This is a genomic window from Aquibium oceanicum, assembly GCF_001889605.1.
In the GTDB taxonomy this organism is placed as follows: Bacteria; Pseudomonadota; Alphaproteobacteria; order Rhizobiales; family Rhizobiaceae; genus Aquibium; species Aquibium oceanicum.
In genome coordinates, this window is record NZ_CP018171.1 from 3,898,935 (window position 1) to 3,914,681 (window position 15,747).

The 15,747-nt window shown below is 63.9% G+C and carries 14 protein-coding genes; 8 read left to right on the forward strand and 6 right to left on the reverse strand.

Annotated features, from left to right (window positions below):
- Positions 1-206: 206 nt before the first annotated feature.
- The 3 genes from BSQ44_RS19060 to BSQ44_RS19070 form a co-directional block, all read right to left on the reverse strand.
- Positions 207-1,013 carry a MipA/OmpV family protein gene (locus tag BSQ44_RS19060; protein ID WP_072606706.1) on the reverse strand — a complete coding sequence of 269 codons (807 nt, stop codon included), beginning with the start codon at positions 1,011-1,013 and terminating at the stop codon, positions 207-209.
- A gap of 102 nt (positions 1,014-1,115) precedes the next feature.
- Complete coding sequence (locus BSQ44_RS19065; protein ID WP_072606707.1) at positions 1,116-2,102, reverse strand: bifunctional riboflavin kinase/FAD synthetase; 987 nt, start codon at positions 2,100-2,102, stop codon at positions 1,116-1,118.
- A gap of 29 nt (positions 2,103-2,131) precedes the next feature.
- Positions 2,132-2,992, reverse strand: coding sequence for a TIGR01459 family HAD-type hydrolase (locus BSQ44_RS19070; protein ID WP_072606708.1), 861 nt, complete (start codon positions 2,990-2,992; stop codon positions 2,132-2,134).
- Between the two features lie 241 nt (positions 2,993-3,233).
- Here BSQ44_RS19070 and BSQ44_RS19075 point away from each other — a divergent pair, with 241 nt between their 5' ends.
- The 8 genes from BSQ44_RS19075 to BSQ44_RS19110 all read left to right on the forward strand — a co-directional run bounded on the left by BSQ44_RS19075 (position 3,234) and on the right by BSQ44_RS19110 (position 12,749).
- Positions 3,234-4,343 carry an EAL domain-containing protein gene (locus tag BSQ44_RS19075; protein ID WP_157894635.1) on the forward strand — a complete coding sequence of 370 codons (1,110 nt, stop codon included), beginning with the start codon at positions 3,234-3,236 and terminating at the stop codon, positions 4,341-4,343.
- Between the two features lie 135 nt (positions 4,344-4,478).
- The gene (locus BSQ44_RS19080; RefSeq protein WP_072606710.1) at positions 4,479-6,371 is read left to right on the forward strand and encodes a hypothetical protein; all 1,893 of its coding nucleotides are present in this window, start codon (positions 4,479-4,481) and stop codon (positions 6,369-6,371) included.
- Between the two features lie 67 nt (positions 6,372-6,438).
- Positions 6,439-8,403 (forward strand): pilus assembly protein, encoded by a 1,965-nt coding sequence (locus BSQ44_RS19085; protein WP_072606711.1) that lies wholly within the window; start codon positions 6,439-6,441, stop codon positions 8,401-8,403.
- Positions 8,404-8,623: 220 nt separating this feature from the next.
- Positions 8,624-8,920, forward strand: coding sequence for a co-chaperone GroES (gene groES, locus BSQ44_RS19090; protein WP_072606712.1), 297 nt, complete (start codon positions 8,624-8,626; stop codon positions 8,918-8,920).
- Positions 8,921-8,987: 67 nt separating this feature from the next.
- Positions 8,988-10,640 carry a chaperonin GroEL gene (gene groL, locus BSQ44_RS19095; protein WP_072606713.1) on the forward strand — a complete coding sequence of 551 codons (1,653 nt, stop codon included), beginning with the start codon at positions 8,988-8,990 and terminating at the stop codon, positions 10,638-10,640.
- Positions 10,641-10,787: 147 nt separating this feature from the next.
- Positions 10,788-10,967, forward strand: coding sequence for a CsbD family protein (locus BSQ44_RS19100; RefSeq protein ID WP_072606714.1), 180 nt, complete (start codon positions 10,788-10,790; stop codon positions 10,965-10,967).
- A gap of 223 nt (positions 10,968-11,190) precedes the next feature.
- The gene (locus tag BSQ44_RS19105; RefSeq protein WP_072606715.1) at positions 11,191-11,643 is read left to right on the forward strand and encodes an RrF2 family transcriptional regulator; all 453 of its coding nucleotides are present in this window, start codon (positions 11,191-11,193) and stop codon (positions 11,641-11,643) included.
- 329 nt (positions 11,644-11,972) lie between these two features.
- Complete coding sequence (locus BSQ44_RS19110) at positions 11,973-12,749, forward strand: sulfite exporter TauE/SafE family protein (protein ID WP_072606716.1); 777 nt, start codon at positions 11,973-11,975, stop codon at positions 12,747-12,749.
- A gap of 64 nt (positions 12,750-12,813) precedes the next feature.
- On the opposite strand, the gene BSQ44_RS19115 is transcribed toward BSQ44_RS19110, so the two are convergent.
- The 3 genes from BSQ44_RS19115 to BSQ44_RS19125 are packed head-to-tail and all read right to left on the reverse strand — an operon-like array spanning position 12,814 to position 15,652.
- A complete protein-coding gene (locus tag BSQ44_RS19115; RefSeq protein ID WP_378215021.1) occupies positions 12,814-14,088 on the reverse strand; it encodes a TRAP transporter large permease in 1,275 nt (424 codons plus the stop codon).
- 19 nt (positions 14,089-14,107) lie between these two features.
- The gene (locus BSQ44_RS19120; protein WP_072606718.1) at positions 14,108-14,665 is read right to left on the reverse strand and encodes a TRAP transporter small permease; all 558 of its coding nucleotides are present in this window, start codon (positions 14,663-14,665) and stop codon (positions 14,108-14,110) included.
- Between the two features lie 60 nt (positions 14,666-14,725).
- Positions 14,726-15,652, reverse strand: a complete 927-nt coding sequence (locus tag BSQ44_RS19125; RefSeq protein ID WP_210187960.1) for a sialic acid TRAP transporter substrate-binding protein SiaP — start codon at positions 15,650-15,652, stop codon at positions 14,726-14,728.
- Positions 15,653-15,747: the final 95 nt, after the last annotated feature.

Genomic DNA, 15,747 nt, shown 5'->3' on the forward strand with positions numbered 1-15,747 from the left:
AAATGAAACGGATGTGCGCGTCGCGCGCAAAATTCTTCCCGGACCTTCCGGCGGCGCTCACGCCTACCGGACGGCCGGGCCGGTAATTCGTATCGCGAAAAGGCGAAGGCCGGCGCTCGGTGTCATGGCCGCGCTATGTAGCGGACGATCGGCGCGGAATAAAGAGGTTTTGCCGCAGCATGCGTGGCGAGACCGCCGCGCGCCGCTCACATGGAAAAGTCGAACCTGTAAGTGGCCGAGACGCCGAGCAGGAACTGGTTCTCCTCGCCGCGCTGCTTTACGAGGCTGGAATCGGCTGCCGGTCCCATCAGGCGGGAGTATTCGCCGAACAGGCTGGTGGTCACCTTGTCCGTCGCCTTCCAGGTGATCGCGCCGCCAAGCCCGAGCGAGTGGATGCCTCCGTCCGGATCGTAGACTGCAAGCCCGGACGCCACCGATTCCGCGGGCGACACGCCGTAATAGGCATCGAAGTAGTCGGCGGACGCGAAGGACAGGCGCGGACCGCCCGAAATCCTGATGGCGGGCGTGACGTCCATGAAGGCGTCCGCTGCGAAATCGGCCACGACGCCGTCATGCGCGCGGATGCCATGACGGATTTCGCCGCGCACGCGCAGCCAGTCGGACGGATAGAACTCCGCGAAGCCGCCGAGTTCGACGCCCCAGCGGACCTCATCGAGCCCGGCGAGATCCGGAGAATCGTCGGCGTCACGGCCGAAGACGATCTTGCCGGTCGGTCCCGCGCGGAAGTCGCCCGTATCGATGAAGCCAAGCGAAATGTTGTCGTTGCGCGAGGAAAAGCGGCGTGTGCCGCCAGCCTTGCCCAGCGATATTAGCGGCGAAGCCCGCACCATGTAGTCGCTGGCACCTTGATAGTCTGGCGCCGTCAGCACCTCGGCGCCGATCGTCAGGTACCAGTCTCCGGAGAACCAGCTCCCTTCCTGCGAAAAGGCCGGCGAGGCAGGAAGCACGAGCACCGAAGCGAGGACGAGGGCGGCGGAAGCGGATTTCTGCATGTCATCTCCGAGAAGCGGATCGCCATAAGAATGGCTTCCCATTTCGATTACGTAAACCACGAATGTGTGGATCAATGGTTCACGGTCGCGTGGGCGGACGCCTCAGAACGCCAGTTCCCCGTCGACTTCCGACAGCGGCCTCACGCCCGACAGAAGCGCCCGCGCTTCCTCTTCGTCGCGCTTCATCTGCGCCACAAGATCGTCCAGCGAGGCGAACTTCTCCTCGCCCCGGAGGTAGCCGAAGATCGAGACGCGCGCCGTCTCGCCGTAGAGATCGCCGGAAAAGTCGAAGACGAACGTCTCCAGCAGCGGCGCGCCGTCCTCGTCGACAGTCGGGCGGCGGCCGAAGCTCGCGACGCCATCGTGGAGCGCGCCGTCCTCCCGCCGCAGCCGGACGGCGTAGATACCGTGCTTAAGATCGGTTCCCGCCGGCAAGGCCATGTTGGCTGTGGGATAGCCGAGCGTGCGGCCGAGCTGCTTGCCGCGCGTGATTTCGGCCTCCACCGTGTAGCGATAGCCGAGCAGGCCGGCTGCTTCGGCCACCCCGCCCTCCGCGATCAGTGTGCGGATGCGGCTGGACGAGACGATCTCGGTTCCCTCGTCGCGGAAGGCGTCGACCAGCGTGACGCCGAAGCCGTGCCGCTCGCCTGCCGCCATCAGGTAGGCCGGGCCGCCCTGCCTGTTCCTGCCGAAATGGAAGTCGAAACCGGTCACCGCGTGCGAGATTCCGAAGCCGCCGATCAGGATGCGCTCGACGAATTCTTCCGCGCTCTGGCTCGCGAAGACTTTTGTGAACTCCTGCTCGACGATGCCGTCGAAGCCGATCATGCGGATGAGATCGGCCTTCAGATCGGCCGGCGTGATGCGGAAGACCGGCTGGTCCGGCCGGAAGACGGAGCGCGGGTGCGGCTCGAAGGTCAGCGCCAGCGCCGGCACCCCCTCGCGTTCGGCCAGCGCACGAGCACGGTCGAGTACCGAGCGGTGACCGCGATGCACGCCGTCGAGATTGCCGATCGCCACGACCCCTCCGCGCAGACCCGCCGGCAGGTCGGCAGGATCGGTGACCCTGGCGAACGGTCTCGGGCTCATCTCTCGCTCGGCGGCATCGGCAGGCTCGCTCACCGCAGCCGGGGAATGACGGCGACGGGTTCGTGACCGTGCTTTTCGAGGAAGGCGGCCAGCCGCGGCAGGTCCGGCTCGAGCGTCTCGCCGTAGTCGCGGGCGTGGATGCCGCCCGACACGTAGAGCGCGTCGATGTCGTTCTGTGACGCACCCTTGAGATCGGTAAGTACGCCGTCTCCGATCGCAAGGACGTCGGAGGCCGACACGTCGCGGCCGAGCACGTCGCCGGCCGCCTTGAGGGCAGCCTCGTAGATGGGTCGATGCGGCTTGCCGGAAATGAGCGTGCGCCCGCCGAGTTGTCCGAAATCGCGCGCCAGCGCGCCGGCGCACCAGATCAACCTGTCGCCGCGTTCCACCACGATGTCGGGATTGGCGCAAATGAAGGGAAGGTTCCTCGCACGCAGTCTGCGCAGCAGGTCTGAATAGTCCTCCGGCGTTTCGCTCTCGTCGTCGAAAAGCCCCGTGCACACCGCGGCGGACGCCTCCGGTTCCTCGCAGAGTTCGACGTCGAGCCCGTCATAGATCGAGAGATCGCGATCAGGTCCGATATGGAAGATCCTGCGCGGACCTTCCGCGATCAGGTCTCGCGTGACATCGCCCGAGGTGACGACGCGGTCATAGGCGTCCCGCGGCACCCCGAGCGCCGCAAGCTGCGACTCCACGTCCGGATGCGGGCGGGGGGCGTTGGTGATCAGCACGACGGCGAGACCTTTCGCGCGCGCGCGCGCCAGTGCGGCGGACGCCTCGGCGAAGGCGCGCTCGCCATTGTGCACCACGCCCCAAACGTCGCACAGGAGGGCACTGTATCCGCCGGCGATCTCGTCGAGCGAATCTGTCATTCGCGGCAATTCGGGCATCGGGACTCCTGCTGGATACGCCGGAAGCTCGTTTCCGGACCGGGGATTAACCGAAGCCGTTCACCCTGTCATTATGTTTCGCTTAACAGCCGCCCGGCACAATGCAACAACGGCAGCGAATGGTTTCGAACGGCGTCCCCCGGGACGGAGGCGCCGTGCAGACCGGGGACACGGGATGCGATTGGCTCGCGCGGCCTTTGCCGCGGCTTTTCTCGGCGCATGCGTATATGGCGCCCGGGCGGTGACGCCCGAAGCGGCAGCCGCGATCTATCCGTCGCAGACAGCCATCCTGATCGTCGCAAGCCTGCTGTCGGCCTGCGCATTGGCGTTGGCATGCATGGCGTTTTTCCAAGCACAGCGGCAGGCGGCCGAGTTCACCCGCTTCTCCCGTTCTATCGAGATCGCCCTGTCGCGGCTGTCGGCCCAGGTGGAAGCAGGGAACAGGGCGGTAGAAGACATCGAGACCTGGGTCGGCGAGGAGCTTTCGCGCCTCTCGGGCAGCAACTCGGCGCCCTCGGAACCCGCCGATACGATGCAGAATATCGTTCAGCATCCCTCGGCAAAGAAATCGCAGGGAAGGAAGGCGCCCGCTCCGGCCGGCGGCGGGCAGGCGGAGAACGCGCTCGCCGAAGCGGTGTCGTCCGGAGCCCTCGAACTCAGTCTTCAGCCTATCATTTCCATCGCCCGCAACGCAGCGGTCGGCTTCGATACCTTCGCGCACCTGGAGATCGACGGAGCTGCCGAGGACATTTACCGCCTGTCTTCGACCGCAAGCCGCGTCGACCGCGCGGCTTTCGAGCGGCTTCTCGTGACTCGCGCAGCCGAGACGGCGCGACGGCGCCTTGGCCCAAGAAGCGGCAGCATGCCGCTTCACTGCCCCATCTCCGAGGCGCTGCTGGACGACGAGACCGCCTGCGAGGCGGTTTCGAGCCTGATCTCGAGCCACCCTGCCCTGTCGAAATCGATCGTCCTGTCTTTGGGATCCGCCCTGCTCCGCGAGCCGACGCCGGTTCAGCGTGAACGCCTGTCCCAGCTTCTGCAGACCGGAATATCCTTCGCGGCGGAAGGGTGGGACGGACCCGCCGGCAGCATTTCCGAGCTACGCGATCTTGGAGTGGTGTTCCTCAAGCTCGATGCGAACCGGCTCCTGGATCGCGAGAAGTCCCGGCGCAAGCAGGTCTCGGGTCGGGATCTCGCGGTCGCCGGCTCCGAAAGCGGCCTCGAAATCATCGCGACCGGCATCATGACGGACGAGGACGCCGTCAACATCCTCGACCTGGGGGTCGACCTGATGATCGGAGATCGCTTCTCCGAACCCAAGCGCCTGCGCTCCACGGAAGCAGCCGCCTGACGCGTCGCATCTGCCGGATTCGTTAACGAAGAACCAAACAGGCACGGCACTTTCGAATTTTCTCGCGAACAATATCGTAGCGTTCCTGTGTCACGATCCACCCCGACGTGTAAGCACATGCAGGGGCGCAGCCGAATGTTTCGCAAATTCTGGAAGGATACCCGCGGCGATTACGCCATCGCCACGGCGATCGCGATCGTGCCGATCCTCGGCGGACTGGCGCTGGCCGTCGACTACACCGAAATCAGCCGCCAGCGCGCATTGACGCTGAACGCGCTCGACGCCGCCGGTATCGCCGCGGCGCGCCACTATGTGCAGGGCAATACGGAAACCGCCACGCTGGCTTATGCCAAGGACTTCTTTGCCGCGAACATGAACGGCCTCGACACGAGCGGGGTGAAGTTCGACCTGATCCTCCCGACGTCGGAGACCGGCGGCGGCGTGCTCACGCTGAAGGCATCTCAGAACTACAAGCCCTACTTCCTGAGCGCGTTTGCCGATCTGCTCGGCGCGACCGAGGAAACCCTCAAGTTCGAAGCCGAGACCAAGATCCGCCTGAAGAACACGCTCGAGGTGGCGCTCGTACTCGATAACTCCGGCTCCATGGACTACAAGGGCTCCGGCTCGGGCAAGAAGCGTATCGATCTCCTGAAGGATGCCTCCAAGCAGCTGGTGACCACGCTCGCCGGCCAGGCCGCGCAGATCAAGCAGGTCGACAAGCCGGTGCAGTTCTCGCTGGTTCCCTTCGCCGCCTCGGTGAATGTCGGCCCGCAATTCGCAGACGCATCCTGGATGGATACCGACGGCCGATCGCCGATCCACCACGAGAACTTCGACTGGTCGACCATGCCATCCAACAAGAAGGTGCAGCTGACCGGCGGTGTTTACTACAAGAACGGCTCCGGCTGGGGCTCCGAGGAAGGCCAGAAGGTCACCCGCTTCACGATTTTCAACGATCTCAAGCGGATCACCGGCACCCAGACCGTCAAGACCGGCAGCGAGTGGACCTGTGTAAGCTACTACTGGTGGGGCGGCTGCAGGGAATACGGTTGGAAAGACAAGTACGAGAACGTGCCGACCTACAGCGGCTACGCAAGCTGGCAGGGCTGCGTCGAGGTGCGTCCTTATCCGTACAACCTCGACGACACCGCGCCTGCCTCGAACAATCCCTCAACACTCTACGTGCCGATGTTCGCGCCCGACGAAACCGATCAGTACTCGGGCGGTTATGCCTCGAACAGCTACTGGAACGACTTGACCACGACCAGCAGCAACAGCGGCCGCCAGAAATACATGCCCAAATATTTCGAACCTGCCGGTCAGGGCACGTCGGCTTCGGGCAGCGGCCAGGGACCGAATTCGTCCTGCACGACCAAGCCGATCACGCCGCTCACCGACGTGACCACGTCTGCCGGCAAGACGACGATCGAGAACGCCATCGACGCGATGGCTCCGCTCGGCGCAACCAACGTCCCGGAAGGCATCGCCTGGGGCTGGAAGACCGTGTCGCACGGCGCCCCGTTCACCGAAGGCAGGGCAGAATCCGAGAAGGGCAACGACAAGGTGCTGATCGTGCTGACCGACGGCGCCAACACCTACTACACCCCCTCTTCGCTCGGTTATTCCGATGCGGCCGGCAACAAGTCGACCTACTCGGCCTACGGATACACGGGCAAGAACCAGCCCGGCGAATCCTACACGCGCATGTTCATGGGCACGTCGGCCAGCAAGTCCGATTATTCTAACGGCAACTACACCACGGCCATGACGGAGCAGATGAACCAGATGTGCGAGAAGGCCAAGTCCGCTGGCCTGATCGTGATGACGGTGTCGCTCGACCTTTCGACCTCCAAGAGCGACGAGAAGGGCCAGATCGATGCGTTGAAGGCCTGCTCGTCCGACTCGCGCTTCCGCAAGGATGCGAACGGAAACGCCGAAAAGCTGTTCTGGAACACCACCGGCGGCGAGCTCGAGAGCACCTTCAAGTCCATCGCCGACGAACTTTCGAACCTGCGCATCGTGGGCTGACATGCAGCGGCGCGCGTGCGGACGGATCGCGCAAGCAGCGGTTCGCTGCTTTCGCCGGGCGGCGGGCATGCCCCGCCGCCTCGCCGCCGACCGCGGCGGAAACTATTCGATCGGCTTCGCGCTCGCCATGCTGCCCATCCTCGGCGGCGTCTCGCTGGCGGTCGACTATTCAGACATGCTCCGCCAGAAGCAGGCCATGCTGAATGCGCTGGACGCGGCCGGTATCGCGACGGCCCGGCGGATCGTTGAAGGCGCGACGGAGACCGAGGTCCGCACCTACGCGAAAGACTTCTTCGAGGCCAATCTCGGGCCGGTGAACGCAGCCGACACGACACTTTCGGTCCAGCTTCCCACAAACACCAGCGGCGGCGGCACGCTCAAGCTTTCCGCCACGCTCGAGTACAGGCCCTATTTCCTGCCGTCGTTTCGATATCTCCTGACGGGGACACCCGACAACGAGCCGGTCGCTTTCAGCGCCGGCAACGAGCTGAGGCTGAAGAACACGCTTGAAGTGGCGCTTGCACTCGACAATTCGGGATCGATGTCGGACCTAGGATCGGGCTCCGGCCAGAAGCGCATCGACCTCCTAAAGACCGCTGCGAAGCAACTGGTGGACACGCTGGTCCTCCAGGCCGCGCAGATCAAGCAGGTCGACAAGCCCGTCCAGTTCTCGCTCGTCCCCTTCGCCGCGTCGGTGAATGTCGGACCCGGCAATGCCGGCGCCGCATGGATGGACGGCGAGGGCGTTTCTCCCCTCCACCACGAGAATTTCGCCTGGTCGACGATGAGTTCGGGCAACCGACGCGCGGAAAAGATCGGCGGCGTCTGGTTCAAGAAGGGCAGCGACTGGGGCGAGGAGGAGAACGAGATCCTGTCGCGATTTTCGCTCTACAAGGACATGAAGAAGGTCGACACGCGGGAGTGGGTCGTCACCGGCAGGGAATACATCTGCACGCGCTATCGCTCGAACGGTACCTGCCGCGAAGGCTACTGGCGCGACACCGGATACTACGAGGAAACGCTCGGGCCCTACGCAAGCTGGCAGGGATGCGTCGAAGCGCGTCCCTATCCCTACAATGTGGACGACACGCCACCCGCCATCTCTTCCGGTGCGACAGGGGTCTGGACGGGCGATCCGGCCACGCTCTTCGTGCCGATGTTCGCGCCCGACGAAGCCGGCGACCGCTGGGCGACCGACGCCGATTCCAGCCCCGACAACTACTCCGCGCCCAACAACTGGTGGAACGACGGCACCGAGACGAGTTCGGCCTCGGCGCGCCAGAAGAACATGCCGAAATATTTCGAAGTGCGCCCGTACGGCACGACCTCGCCGCAGGGAACCGGCCCGAACTATTCCTGCACGACCAATCCGGTCACGCCGTTGACCGACGTGTCGACCGGCGAGGGACTGAGCACGATCAAGTCCGCCATCGACGCCATGGCTCCCAACGGCGGCACGAACGTTCCGGAGGGCCTCGCATGGGGCTGGCGCACCGTATCTGGTGGAGAACCCTTCACGGAAGGCCGGCCGGAAATCGAGAAGGGCAACGACAAGATCGTGATCCTGCTGACCGACGGCGCAAACACCTATTATACGCCGGGTTCGCTCGGCTATTCGGATACGGCCGGCAACAAGTCGATCTACTCCTCCTACGGCTATACCGGCCAGGCCTATGACGGAGGTTCGAAGACCCGCTTGTTCATGGGCACGAGCAGCGCGATCGGAGACTTCGACTACTCGAACACGAATTACACCAAGGCGATGAACGAACAGCTGCAGACGCTCTGCGGAAATGCGAAGTCGGCCGGCGTCCTGGTCATGACCGTGGCACTCGATCTCAACGAGACGAATTCGAGCGAGCAGGCCCAGATCGACGGCCTCCGCGCCTGCTCGTCGGATTCCCGTTTCCGCAGGGATCCCGCCGATCCGGCGAAGCCCGCAAAACTTTTCTGGAACGCCACCGGCGCCAATCTCGCCGACAAATTCAGAGAAATCGCCGACGAGCTCTCGAATCTGCGCATCGTGGGTTGACCGCCCGCCCTTTCGTCGCCATCTGCGCGGCGAAGCGGCTGCCGCGCGGCGAAAATTTGAGCCCCTGGCGAGCACACCGACCACACGCCGCGCTTGACATCTACCCACCCCGCGAATATGTCACGCCGCAAGTTAGCACTCTTCTTTGCGAGTGCTAACACCGGCCGGGAACCGCCGGACGGAGGAAACCTCTTCAACATCCGCATCGAGGAAATTCATTATGGCACAAACCAATTTCCGCCCGCTTCACGACCGCGTGGTCGTCAAGCGCGTCGAATCCGAAGAGAAGACCAAGGGCGGGATCATCATTCCCGACACCGCCAAGGAGAAGCCGCAGGAAGGTGAGATCGTCGCCGTCGGCTCGGGTGCCCGCGACGAAGCCGGCAAGCTCGTTCCCCTCGACGTGAAGGCTGGCGATCGCGTGCTGTTCGGCAAGTGGTCCGGCACCGAGGTGAAGCTGAACGGCGAAGACCTTCTGATCATGAAGGAATCCGACATCATGGGCGTGATCGCCTGAGTTCGGTTTCCGCCAGAATCATCACTGAACTTTCGGACCTTCGGGTCCAGTATCCAGGAGCTAAAACATGGCTGCCAAAGACGTAAAATTCTCCCGTGATGCCCGCGAGCGCATGCTGCGCGGCGTCAACATCCTCGCCGACGCGGTGAAGGTGACCCTCGGCCCCAAGGGCCGCAACGTGGTTCTCGACAAGAGCTTCGGCGCTCCGCGCATCACCAAGGACGGCGTCACCGTCGCCAAGGAAATCGAGCTCGAGGACAAGTTCGAGAACATGGGCGCCCAGATGGTGCGCGAAGTGGCCTCCAAGACCAACGACATCGCCGGTGACGGCACCACGACCGCGACCGTTCTGGCCCAGGCGATCGTTCAGGAAGGCCACAAGGCCGTTGCCGCCGGCATGAACCCGATGGACCTGAAGCGCGGCATCGACCTCGCTGTTTCCGAAGCGGTTGCAAGCCTCGTCCAGAGCGCCAAGAAGATCAACACCTCCTCGGAAGTCGCCCAGGTCGGCACCATTTCGGCCAATGGCGAGACCGAGATCGGCGAGATGATCGCCGAGGCCATGCAGAAGGTCGGCAACGAGGGTGTCATCACCGTCGAGGAAGCCAAGACCGCCGAGACCGAGCTCGAGGTTGTCGAAGGCATGCAGTTCGACCGCGGCTACCTGTCGCCCTACTTCGTGACCAACCCGGACAAGATGGTCGCCGAGCTGGAGGACGCCTACATCCTCCTGCACGAAAAGAAGCTCTCCAACCTCCAGGCGATGCTGCCGGTTCTGGAGGCGGTCGTTCAGACCTCCAAGCCGCTCCTGATCATCTCCGAGGACGTCGAAGGCGAGGCTCTGGCCACGCTCGTCGTCAACAAGCTGCGCGGTGGCCTCAAGATCGCCGCCGTCAAGGCTCCGGGCTTCGGTGACCGCCGCAAGGCCATGCTCGAGGACATCGCAATCCTCACCGGCGGCCAGGTGATTTCGGAAGATCTCGGCATCAAGCTCGAGAACGTCGGCCTCGACATGCTCGGCCGCGCCAAGAAGGTCTCGATCTCCAAGGAGAACACCACCATCGTCGACGGCGCCGGCAAGAAGGAAGAGATCCAGGGCCGCGTCGCCCAGATCAAGCAGCAGATCGAGGAGACCACCTCGGACTACGACCGTGAGAAGCTCCAGGAGCGTCTCGCCAAGCTCGCTGGCGGCGTCGCGGTGATCCGCGTCGGCGGCTCCACCGAGGTCGAGGTCAAGGAGAAGAAGGACCGCGTCGACGACGCCCTCAACGCGACCCGCGCGGCCGTGGAAGAAGGCATCGTGCCCGGCGGCGGCGTGGCGCTCCTGCGTGCTTCGCTGGCCATCAAGGGTGAAGGCGGCAACGCCGACCAGAAGGCCGGTATCGCCATCGTGCGCCGTGCTCTCCAGGCTCCGGCTCGCCAGATCGCGTCGAACGCGGGCGCCGAGGCTTCGATCGTCGCCGGCAAGATCCTTGAGAACTCCGGCGCGACCTACGGCTACAACGCCCAGACCGGCGAGTATGGCGACATGATCGCCATGGGCATCGTGGATCCGGTCAAGGTGGTTCGCACCGCCCTCCAGGACGCGGCCTCGGTCGCCGGCCTGCTCGTCACCACCGAAGCCATGATTGCCGAGTCTCCGAAGAAGGAGAGCGCCGGTGGAATGCCCGGCGGCATGCCCGGCGGCGGCATGGGCGGCATGGGCGGCATGGACTTCTAAGCCCCTCCCCGGGCTCGACCCGGGGACAGCATCCTGCCTCTGCATCGAGGGCGGCTCGCGAGGGCCGCCCTTTTCTTTTGGGGCGATGGCAACCCTCCGCCTCACCCCGGCGTTTTCCTGTGCTTGTGAACATCAGGAGATACCACGATGAACAAGGACCAGGTTAAGGGCGCCGCACACGAAGCCAAGGGCGCCGCAAAGGAAGCTGCTGGCAAGGCAACGGGATCGAAGGATACCGAGGCCGAAGGCAAGGGCGAGAAAGTCGCCGGCAAGACCCAGAAGACCTATGGCGATGCCAAGGACACCGTGAAGAAGGCGGGAAGCTGAACCGCACGCACACGCGCCACTGTCCGACAAACGGGACGCGAAACGACCAGGAGGGCGGCAGCAATGCCGCCCTTTTGATTCAACATCCAGAGCTAGCGGCAAAGAACTGCACCGCGGAAGTTCCGTCACCTAGATCGTCCCGCCAGCTTTCCAAGTGCCACCCTTTCCCTTTCGGCGAATCGATGCCATCCGGTACCATGCGGTCGGGAAAGCGCAGGACGGCATGATCTCGCGGAAAGCCAAATACGCCCTCAGGGCCATGATCGCACTGACGCGAGCGCAGGAGCGTGGCGCCATGATGTCGATCGCAGAGGTCGCGGCCGCCGAGCGCATCCCGAAGAAGTTCCTCGAACAGATCCTGCTCGACCTGAAGCGCCAAGGGCTTGTGGCGAGCAGACGCGGCAAGGCGGGCGGCTACCTGCTTCTGAAGCAGCCGGACAGCATCACCTTCGGAGAGATACTGCGCACCATCGAAGGGCCAATCGCGCCGTTGCCGTGTCTCAGCCGGACGGCCTATCGGCGTTGCGAAGACTGCGTGGACGAGTCAGAATGCGAGATCCGCATGGTCTTCAGCCGCGTTGCGGAAGCAACCCGGGCCGTCCTTGATGCGACCACGCTAGCCGGCGCGATCAGCATCGAAATTGCCGGGACGTCGTCCCTCGACCACGGGAAATAGTTTTTCTTTCCCGTTTGGGAGCGCTTTTTGACAGATCGTCGCGCGCCTAATCACGACTAATATTATAGTCTTAATAGACATTAATGGCGCATCGGTGAGCGGAGTGGATCCTGTTTTCCTTGTATGCGGCTTCGGCCAGCGACTGCCCAGTGCGTCTTCTGACAATACGGGAAGACGGCCGATCTCCAGGAACACCGCCAGCCCACCTGTCAACGCTGAACCAGGCGCCACACCGACGAGTGACGTCCAACACCCTGACCTCACACGATCGGGACGCGGATTAACCGGTCCTTCATCTCTCCCCTGACCTCGCAACAAGGAACGTGCACATGCAGGACTTCCTTCTCTTCGCCCTTGTCGGCTTCCTCGCTCAGGCGGTCGACGGCGCACTCGGGATGGCATACGGCGTCATCTCCTCCACGACGCTGCTTGCGTTCGGCGTCGCCCCCGCGCATGCATCGGCGGCCGTTCATGCCGCGGAACTCTTCACGACCGCCGCCTCCGGGACCGCTCATTTCTACCACCGCAACATCGACTGGAAGCTATTCTGGCGGCTGGCACCGTTTGGCATCCTCGGCGGCTGCGTGGGTGCCTATGTCCTGACATCCTTCGACGGCTCGATCGTCAAGCCATTCGTCACAGGCTATCTCGCCCTGGTCGGAGCATGGCTGCTCTTTCGCTCGTTCCGAAAAATTCCGTCGCGGCCGGTGCCGGCGCCGATCGTAGCGCCGCTCGGGGCAGCAGGCGGCTTTCTGGACGCCGCGGGAGGCGGCGGCTGGGGGCCGATCGTAACCACCGGTCTCCTTGGTGCCGGCGCGGCGCCGCGCTACGTGATCGGCACCGTCAATGCCAGCGAATTCCTGATCACGCTTGCCGTCTCCGTCAGCTTCCTTCTTGCGCTGGTGACCGGCCACTGGGACGCGGCCGGCGGCATGATGGATCATCTGCCTGCCATCGGCGGTCTGATCGTCGGAGGCCTCTTCGCCGCGCCGCTGGCCGGGCTGTTCGTCAAGACGCTCGCCGAGACGGTGCTCCTGCGCCTCGTTGGCGCGCTCATCGTTCTTCTTGCGGGCTGGCAGACGGTACAGCAACTCGGCTGGATCTGACGGGTCCCCAATCCCGGAACGGCGGCGAAGGAATCCACATCTTCGTCGCCGCCGGCTTAACGGCTCACCGATAGAGCAGCGTCGGCAGCCACATCGTGATGGCGGGAATGAACGTCACGAGGAACAGCACCAGGAACAGAGGAACGAGGAACGGCAGTGTCGCCACCACGCAGCGCTCGAACGGCACCTTCGAGACCCGTGACAGGACGTAGAGAACAAGGCCGACCGGCGGTGTCAGAAGCCCGATCATCAGGTTCAGCACCACGATCACCCCGAAATGAACGGGATCGACGCCCATCTTCAGCGCGATCGGCAACAGCACCGGGACGAGGATGGTGATCGCCGCGACCGTCTCCATGAAGCAGCCGACCAGAAGCAGGATCAGGTTGATCAGCAGGAGCACGATGATCGGGTTTTCGGATATGCCCAGGATGATGCTGGCGAAATGTTCCGGCACCCGGTTGGAGGCCAGTATCCACGCGAAGATGGAGGCGGCCGCCACGATGAAGAGGACCACGGAAGTGGTCTCGATCGTGTCGAAGGAGACGCGCAGGAACCGCTGTAGCGTCAGCGTCCGGTAGACGACGAGCCCTAGGAACAGCGCCCAGACGCAGGCGGCGATCGCAGCTTCCGTGGGCGTGAAGGCGCCCGACAGAATGCCGCCGACGATGATGACCGGCGTCATCAGCGACAGGAAGGCGCGCAGGAACGAGGAGCCGAGTACCGACATGCTGAACGCCTGGTCGCGGGGATAGCCGCGCCGGCGGGCATAGATCGCCACCATCGCCATCAGCGCCAGCGCCATCAGTATGCCGGGAATGAACCCGGCGGCGAAGAGTTGGCCGATCGAGGCGCCGGCCACGACGCCGTAGATGACCATCGGCAACGAGGGCGGGATGATCGGCCCGATCGTCGAGGAGGCCGCGGTAATGCCGACGGAGAAACCTGCATCGTACTTGGCGTCTCGCATCGCCTTGATCTCGATCGCGCCGAGCCCCCCGGCATCGGCCACTGCCGCGCCCGACATGCCGGCAAAGATGACCGAGGCGCCGATGTTCACGTGCCCCAGTCCGCCGCGCATCCAGCCGACGAGCGCCTTGGCGAAATCGAAGATGCGTTCGGTGATGCCGGCGGTGTTCATGAGGTTGCCGGCCAGGATGAAGAACGGCACGGCGAGAAGCGGGAACGAATCAACGCCGTTGACCATCCGGTGGATCACCACCACGTCGGGGATGCGCCCGTCGAGGAAGATGAAGACGGCGGATGCGCCGGCAAGTGCGATGGCGACGGGCACCCCGAGCGCGAGCAGCACGAACAGCAGGACGAACAGGAGCGTCAGGAGCATCGGTGGCAGCCGTTCACAGGGTTGGGCCCATGGCCGAAAACCGCTCGGGATCGACCAGCCGGCTCGTGCCCGTTTTCAGGTGGCGGACCAGGACGATCACGCCGTACAACGTCATGGCTGCAAAGCATGCGGCCACGATCCAGTAGACGACCGATTTCGGCACGTCGATCGACACCATCATCTGCTGCGTATTGAGCGCCATGCGACCGCACAGCCATCCCGTCACCGCATAGAACAGGATCGCAATGACATCGACGAACAGTTGGAGCGCATAGCGCAGGCGCCTCGGCAGGTACCGGTAGACGAGTTCGACGGCGATGTGGCTCTCCTTGCGGACGGCCATGGCCGCACCGATGAAGGTGACGCCGATCAGGAGGAAGCGCGCTATCTCCTCCGTCCAGCCGAAGGAGTTGTTGAGCACGTAGCGGGTGAAGAACTGCAGGAAAACGACGAATGCCAGCGCCCAGAAGACGACGAGCACGATGCCGTCGACCTTGCTCACATCCGCAAGCGATTCGTCGCCCGGATTGTCGGACATAGTTCCAGCGTCGTCGGAATCCTGCCGCATCATTTTTCTCCCGGAAATGCCGGCGGTGCGAACTCGCGCCGCCAGCAAACCCGGATGTCCGCCCTACTCGATCGCCTGCAGCTTGTCGTAGGTGGCCTGGTCCCAGGTCGCGTCCTCGCCGTTGTGGAGCTTCATAGTCTCTTCACGGAACGGTGTGCGGTCGACGTCCCGGACGTCGACGCCCTCGTCCTTGAACCACTGCACCAGGTCCTTCTCGGACTGGATGATCTGTTGCGTGGCACAGTCGGCGGTCTCGTCCAGCACCTGTTCGAGCGCGGCCTGGTCGGCGGCGTCCATGGCGTTCCACGCCGGTCCGCCGACGATCGTCAACAGTGCGTCGGTGATGTGGCCGGTCAGGTTGATGTGCTTCTGTACTTCGTAGAACTTCTTGGCCTGGATGGTCGGCAGCGGATTTTCCTGCGCGTCGACCGTGCCCTGCTGGAGCGCCAGGTACACCTCCGCAAACGCGATCGGCGTCGGGTTGGCGCCGGTGGCCTTCGGGAACATCATGTAGAGCGGCGCATTCGGCACGCGGATCTTCAGGCCGGCCATGTCCTCGGGCTTGTCGATCGGCTTGTTGGAGGTGACGTGGCGTTCGCCGTAATAGGTGACCGACGTGATGTGGTTGCCGGTGGCGTCGGTGTAGCCCTGCGCCAGGTCCTTGAAGAGGTCCGAGTTGCGGTACTTGTCCCAGTGGTCGAAGTCGCGGAACATGAACGGCGCGCCGCCGATGGCGATCGGTCCGTAGGCCCGGCCCGCGAAAAGCTGCCCCGTGTAGATGATGTCGACCGTACCGAGGCCGAGACCTTCGTTGATGTCGACTTCCTTGCCGAGCGAGGAGGCCGGGAAGACCTCAATCGAATACCGATCTTCCGTCGCGGCCTTCAGCTTGTCGGACGCGGCCACGGCGCAGGTGTGATAGGGTTCGCTGGCTTCGTAGACATGCGCCCATTTGAGCGCGGTTTCGGCGAGCGCCGGTTGAAGCGCCATCGTATAGGCGGCAGCGGATGCCGCGAGCGCGGCAAGCAGTGTCGTTGTCTTCACGGTTTTCTCCTCCCAGAGTTGCCCTAGTCGACGTTCGCCGT

Coding starts and splice junctions, on each gene's coding strand:
- BSQ44_RS19060 (WP_072606706.1), bottom strand. CDS start 1,013: ATGCAGAAATCCGCTTCCGCCGCCCTCGTCCTCGCTTCGGTGCTCGTG.
- BSQ44_RS19065 (WP_072606707.1), bottom strand. CDS start 2,102: ATGAGCCCGAGACCGTTCGCCAGGGTCACCGATCCTGCCGACCTGCCG.
- BSQ44_RS19070 (WP_072606708.1), bottom strand. CDS start 2,992: ATGCCCGAATTGCCGCGAATGACAGATTCGCTCGACGAGATCGCCGGC.
- BSQ44_RS19080 (WP_072606710.1), top strand. CDS start 4,479: ATGTTTCGCAAATTCTGGAAGGATACCCGCGGCGATTACGCCATCGCC.
- BSQ44_RS19085 (WP_072606711.1), top strand. CDS start 6,439: ATGCCCCGCCGCCTCGCCGCCGACCGCGGCGGAAACTATTCGATCGGC.
- groES (WP_072606712.1), top strand. CDS start 8,624: ATGGCACAAACCAATTTCCGCCCGCTTCACGACCGCGTGGTCGTCAAG.
- groL (WP_072606713.1), top strand. CDS start 8,988: ATGGCTGCCAAAGACGTAAAATTCTCCCGTGATGCCCGCGAGCGCATG.
- BSQ44_RS19100 (WP_072606714.1), top strand. CDS start 10,788: ATGAACAAGGACCAGGTTAAGGGCGCCGCACACGAAGCCAAGGGCGCC.
- BSQ44_RS19105 (WP_072606715.1), top strand. CDS start 11,191: ATGATCTCGCGGAAAGCCAAATACGCCCTCAGGGCCATGATCGCACTG.
- BSQ44_RS19110 (WP_072606716.1), top strand. CDS start 11,973: ATGCAGGACTTCCTTCTCTTCGCCCTTGTCGGCTTCCTCGCTCAGGCG.
- BSQ44_RS19120 (WP_072606718.1), bottom strand. CDS start 14,665: ATGATGCGGCAGGATTCCGACGACGCTGGAACTATGTCCGACAATCCG.
- BSQ44_RS19125 (WP_210187960.1), bottom strand. CDS start 15,652: ATGGCGCTTCAACCGGCGCTCGCCGAAACCGCGCTCAAATGGGCGCAT.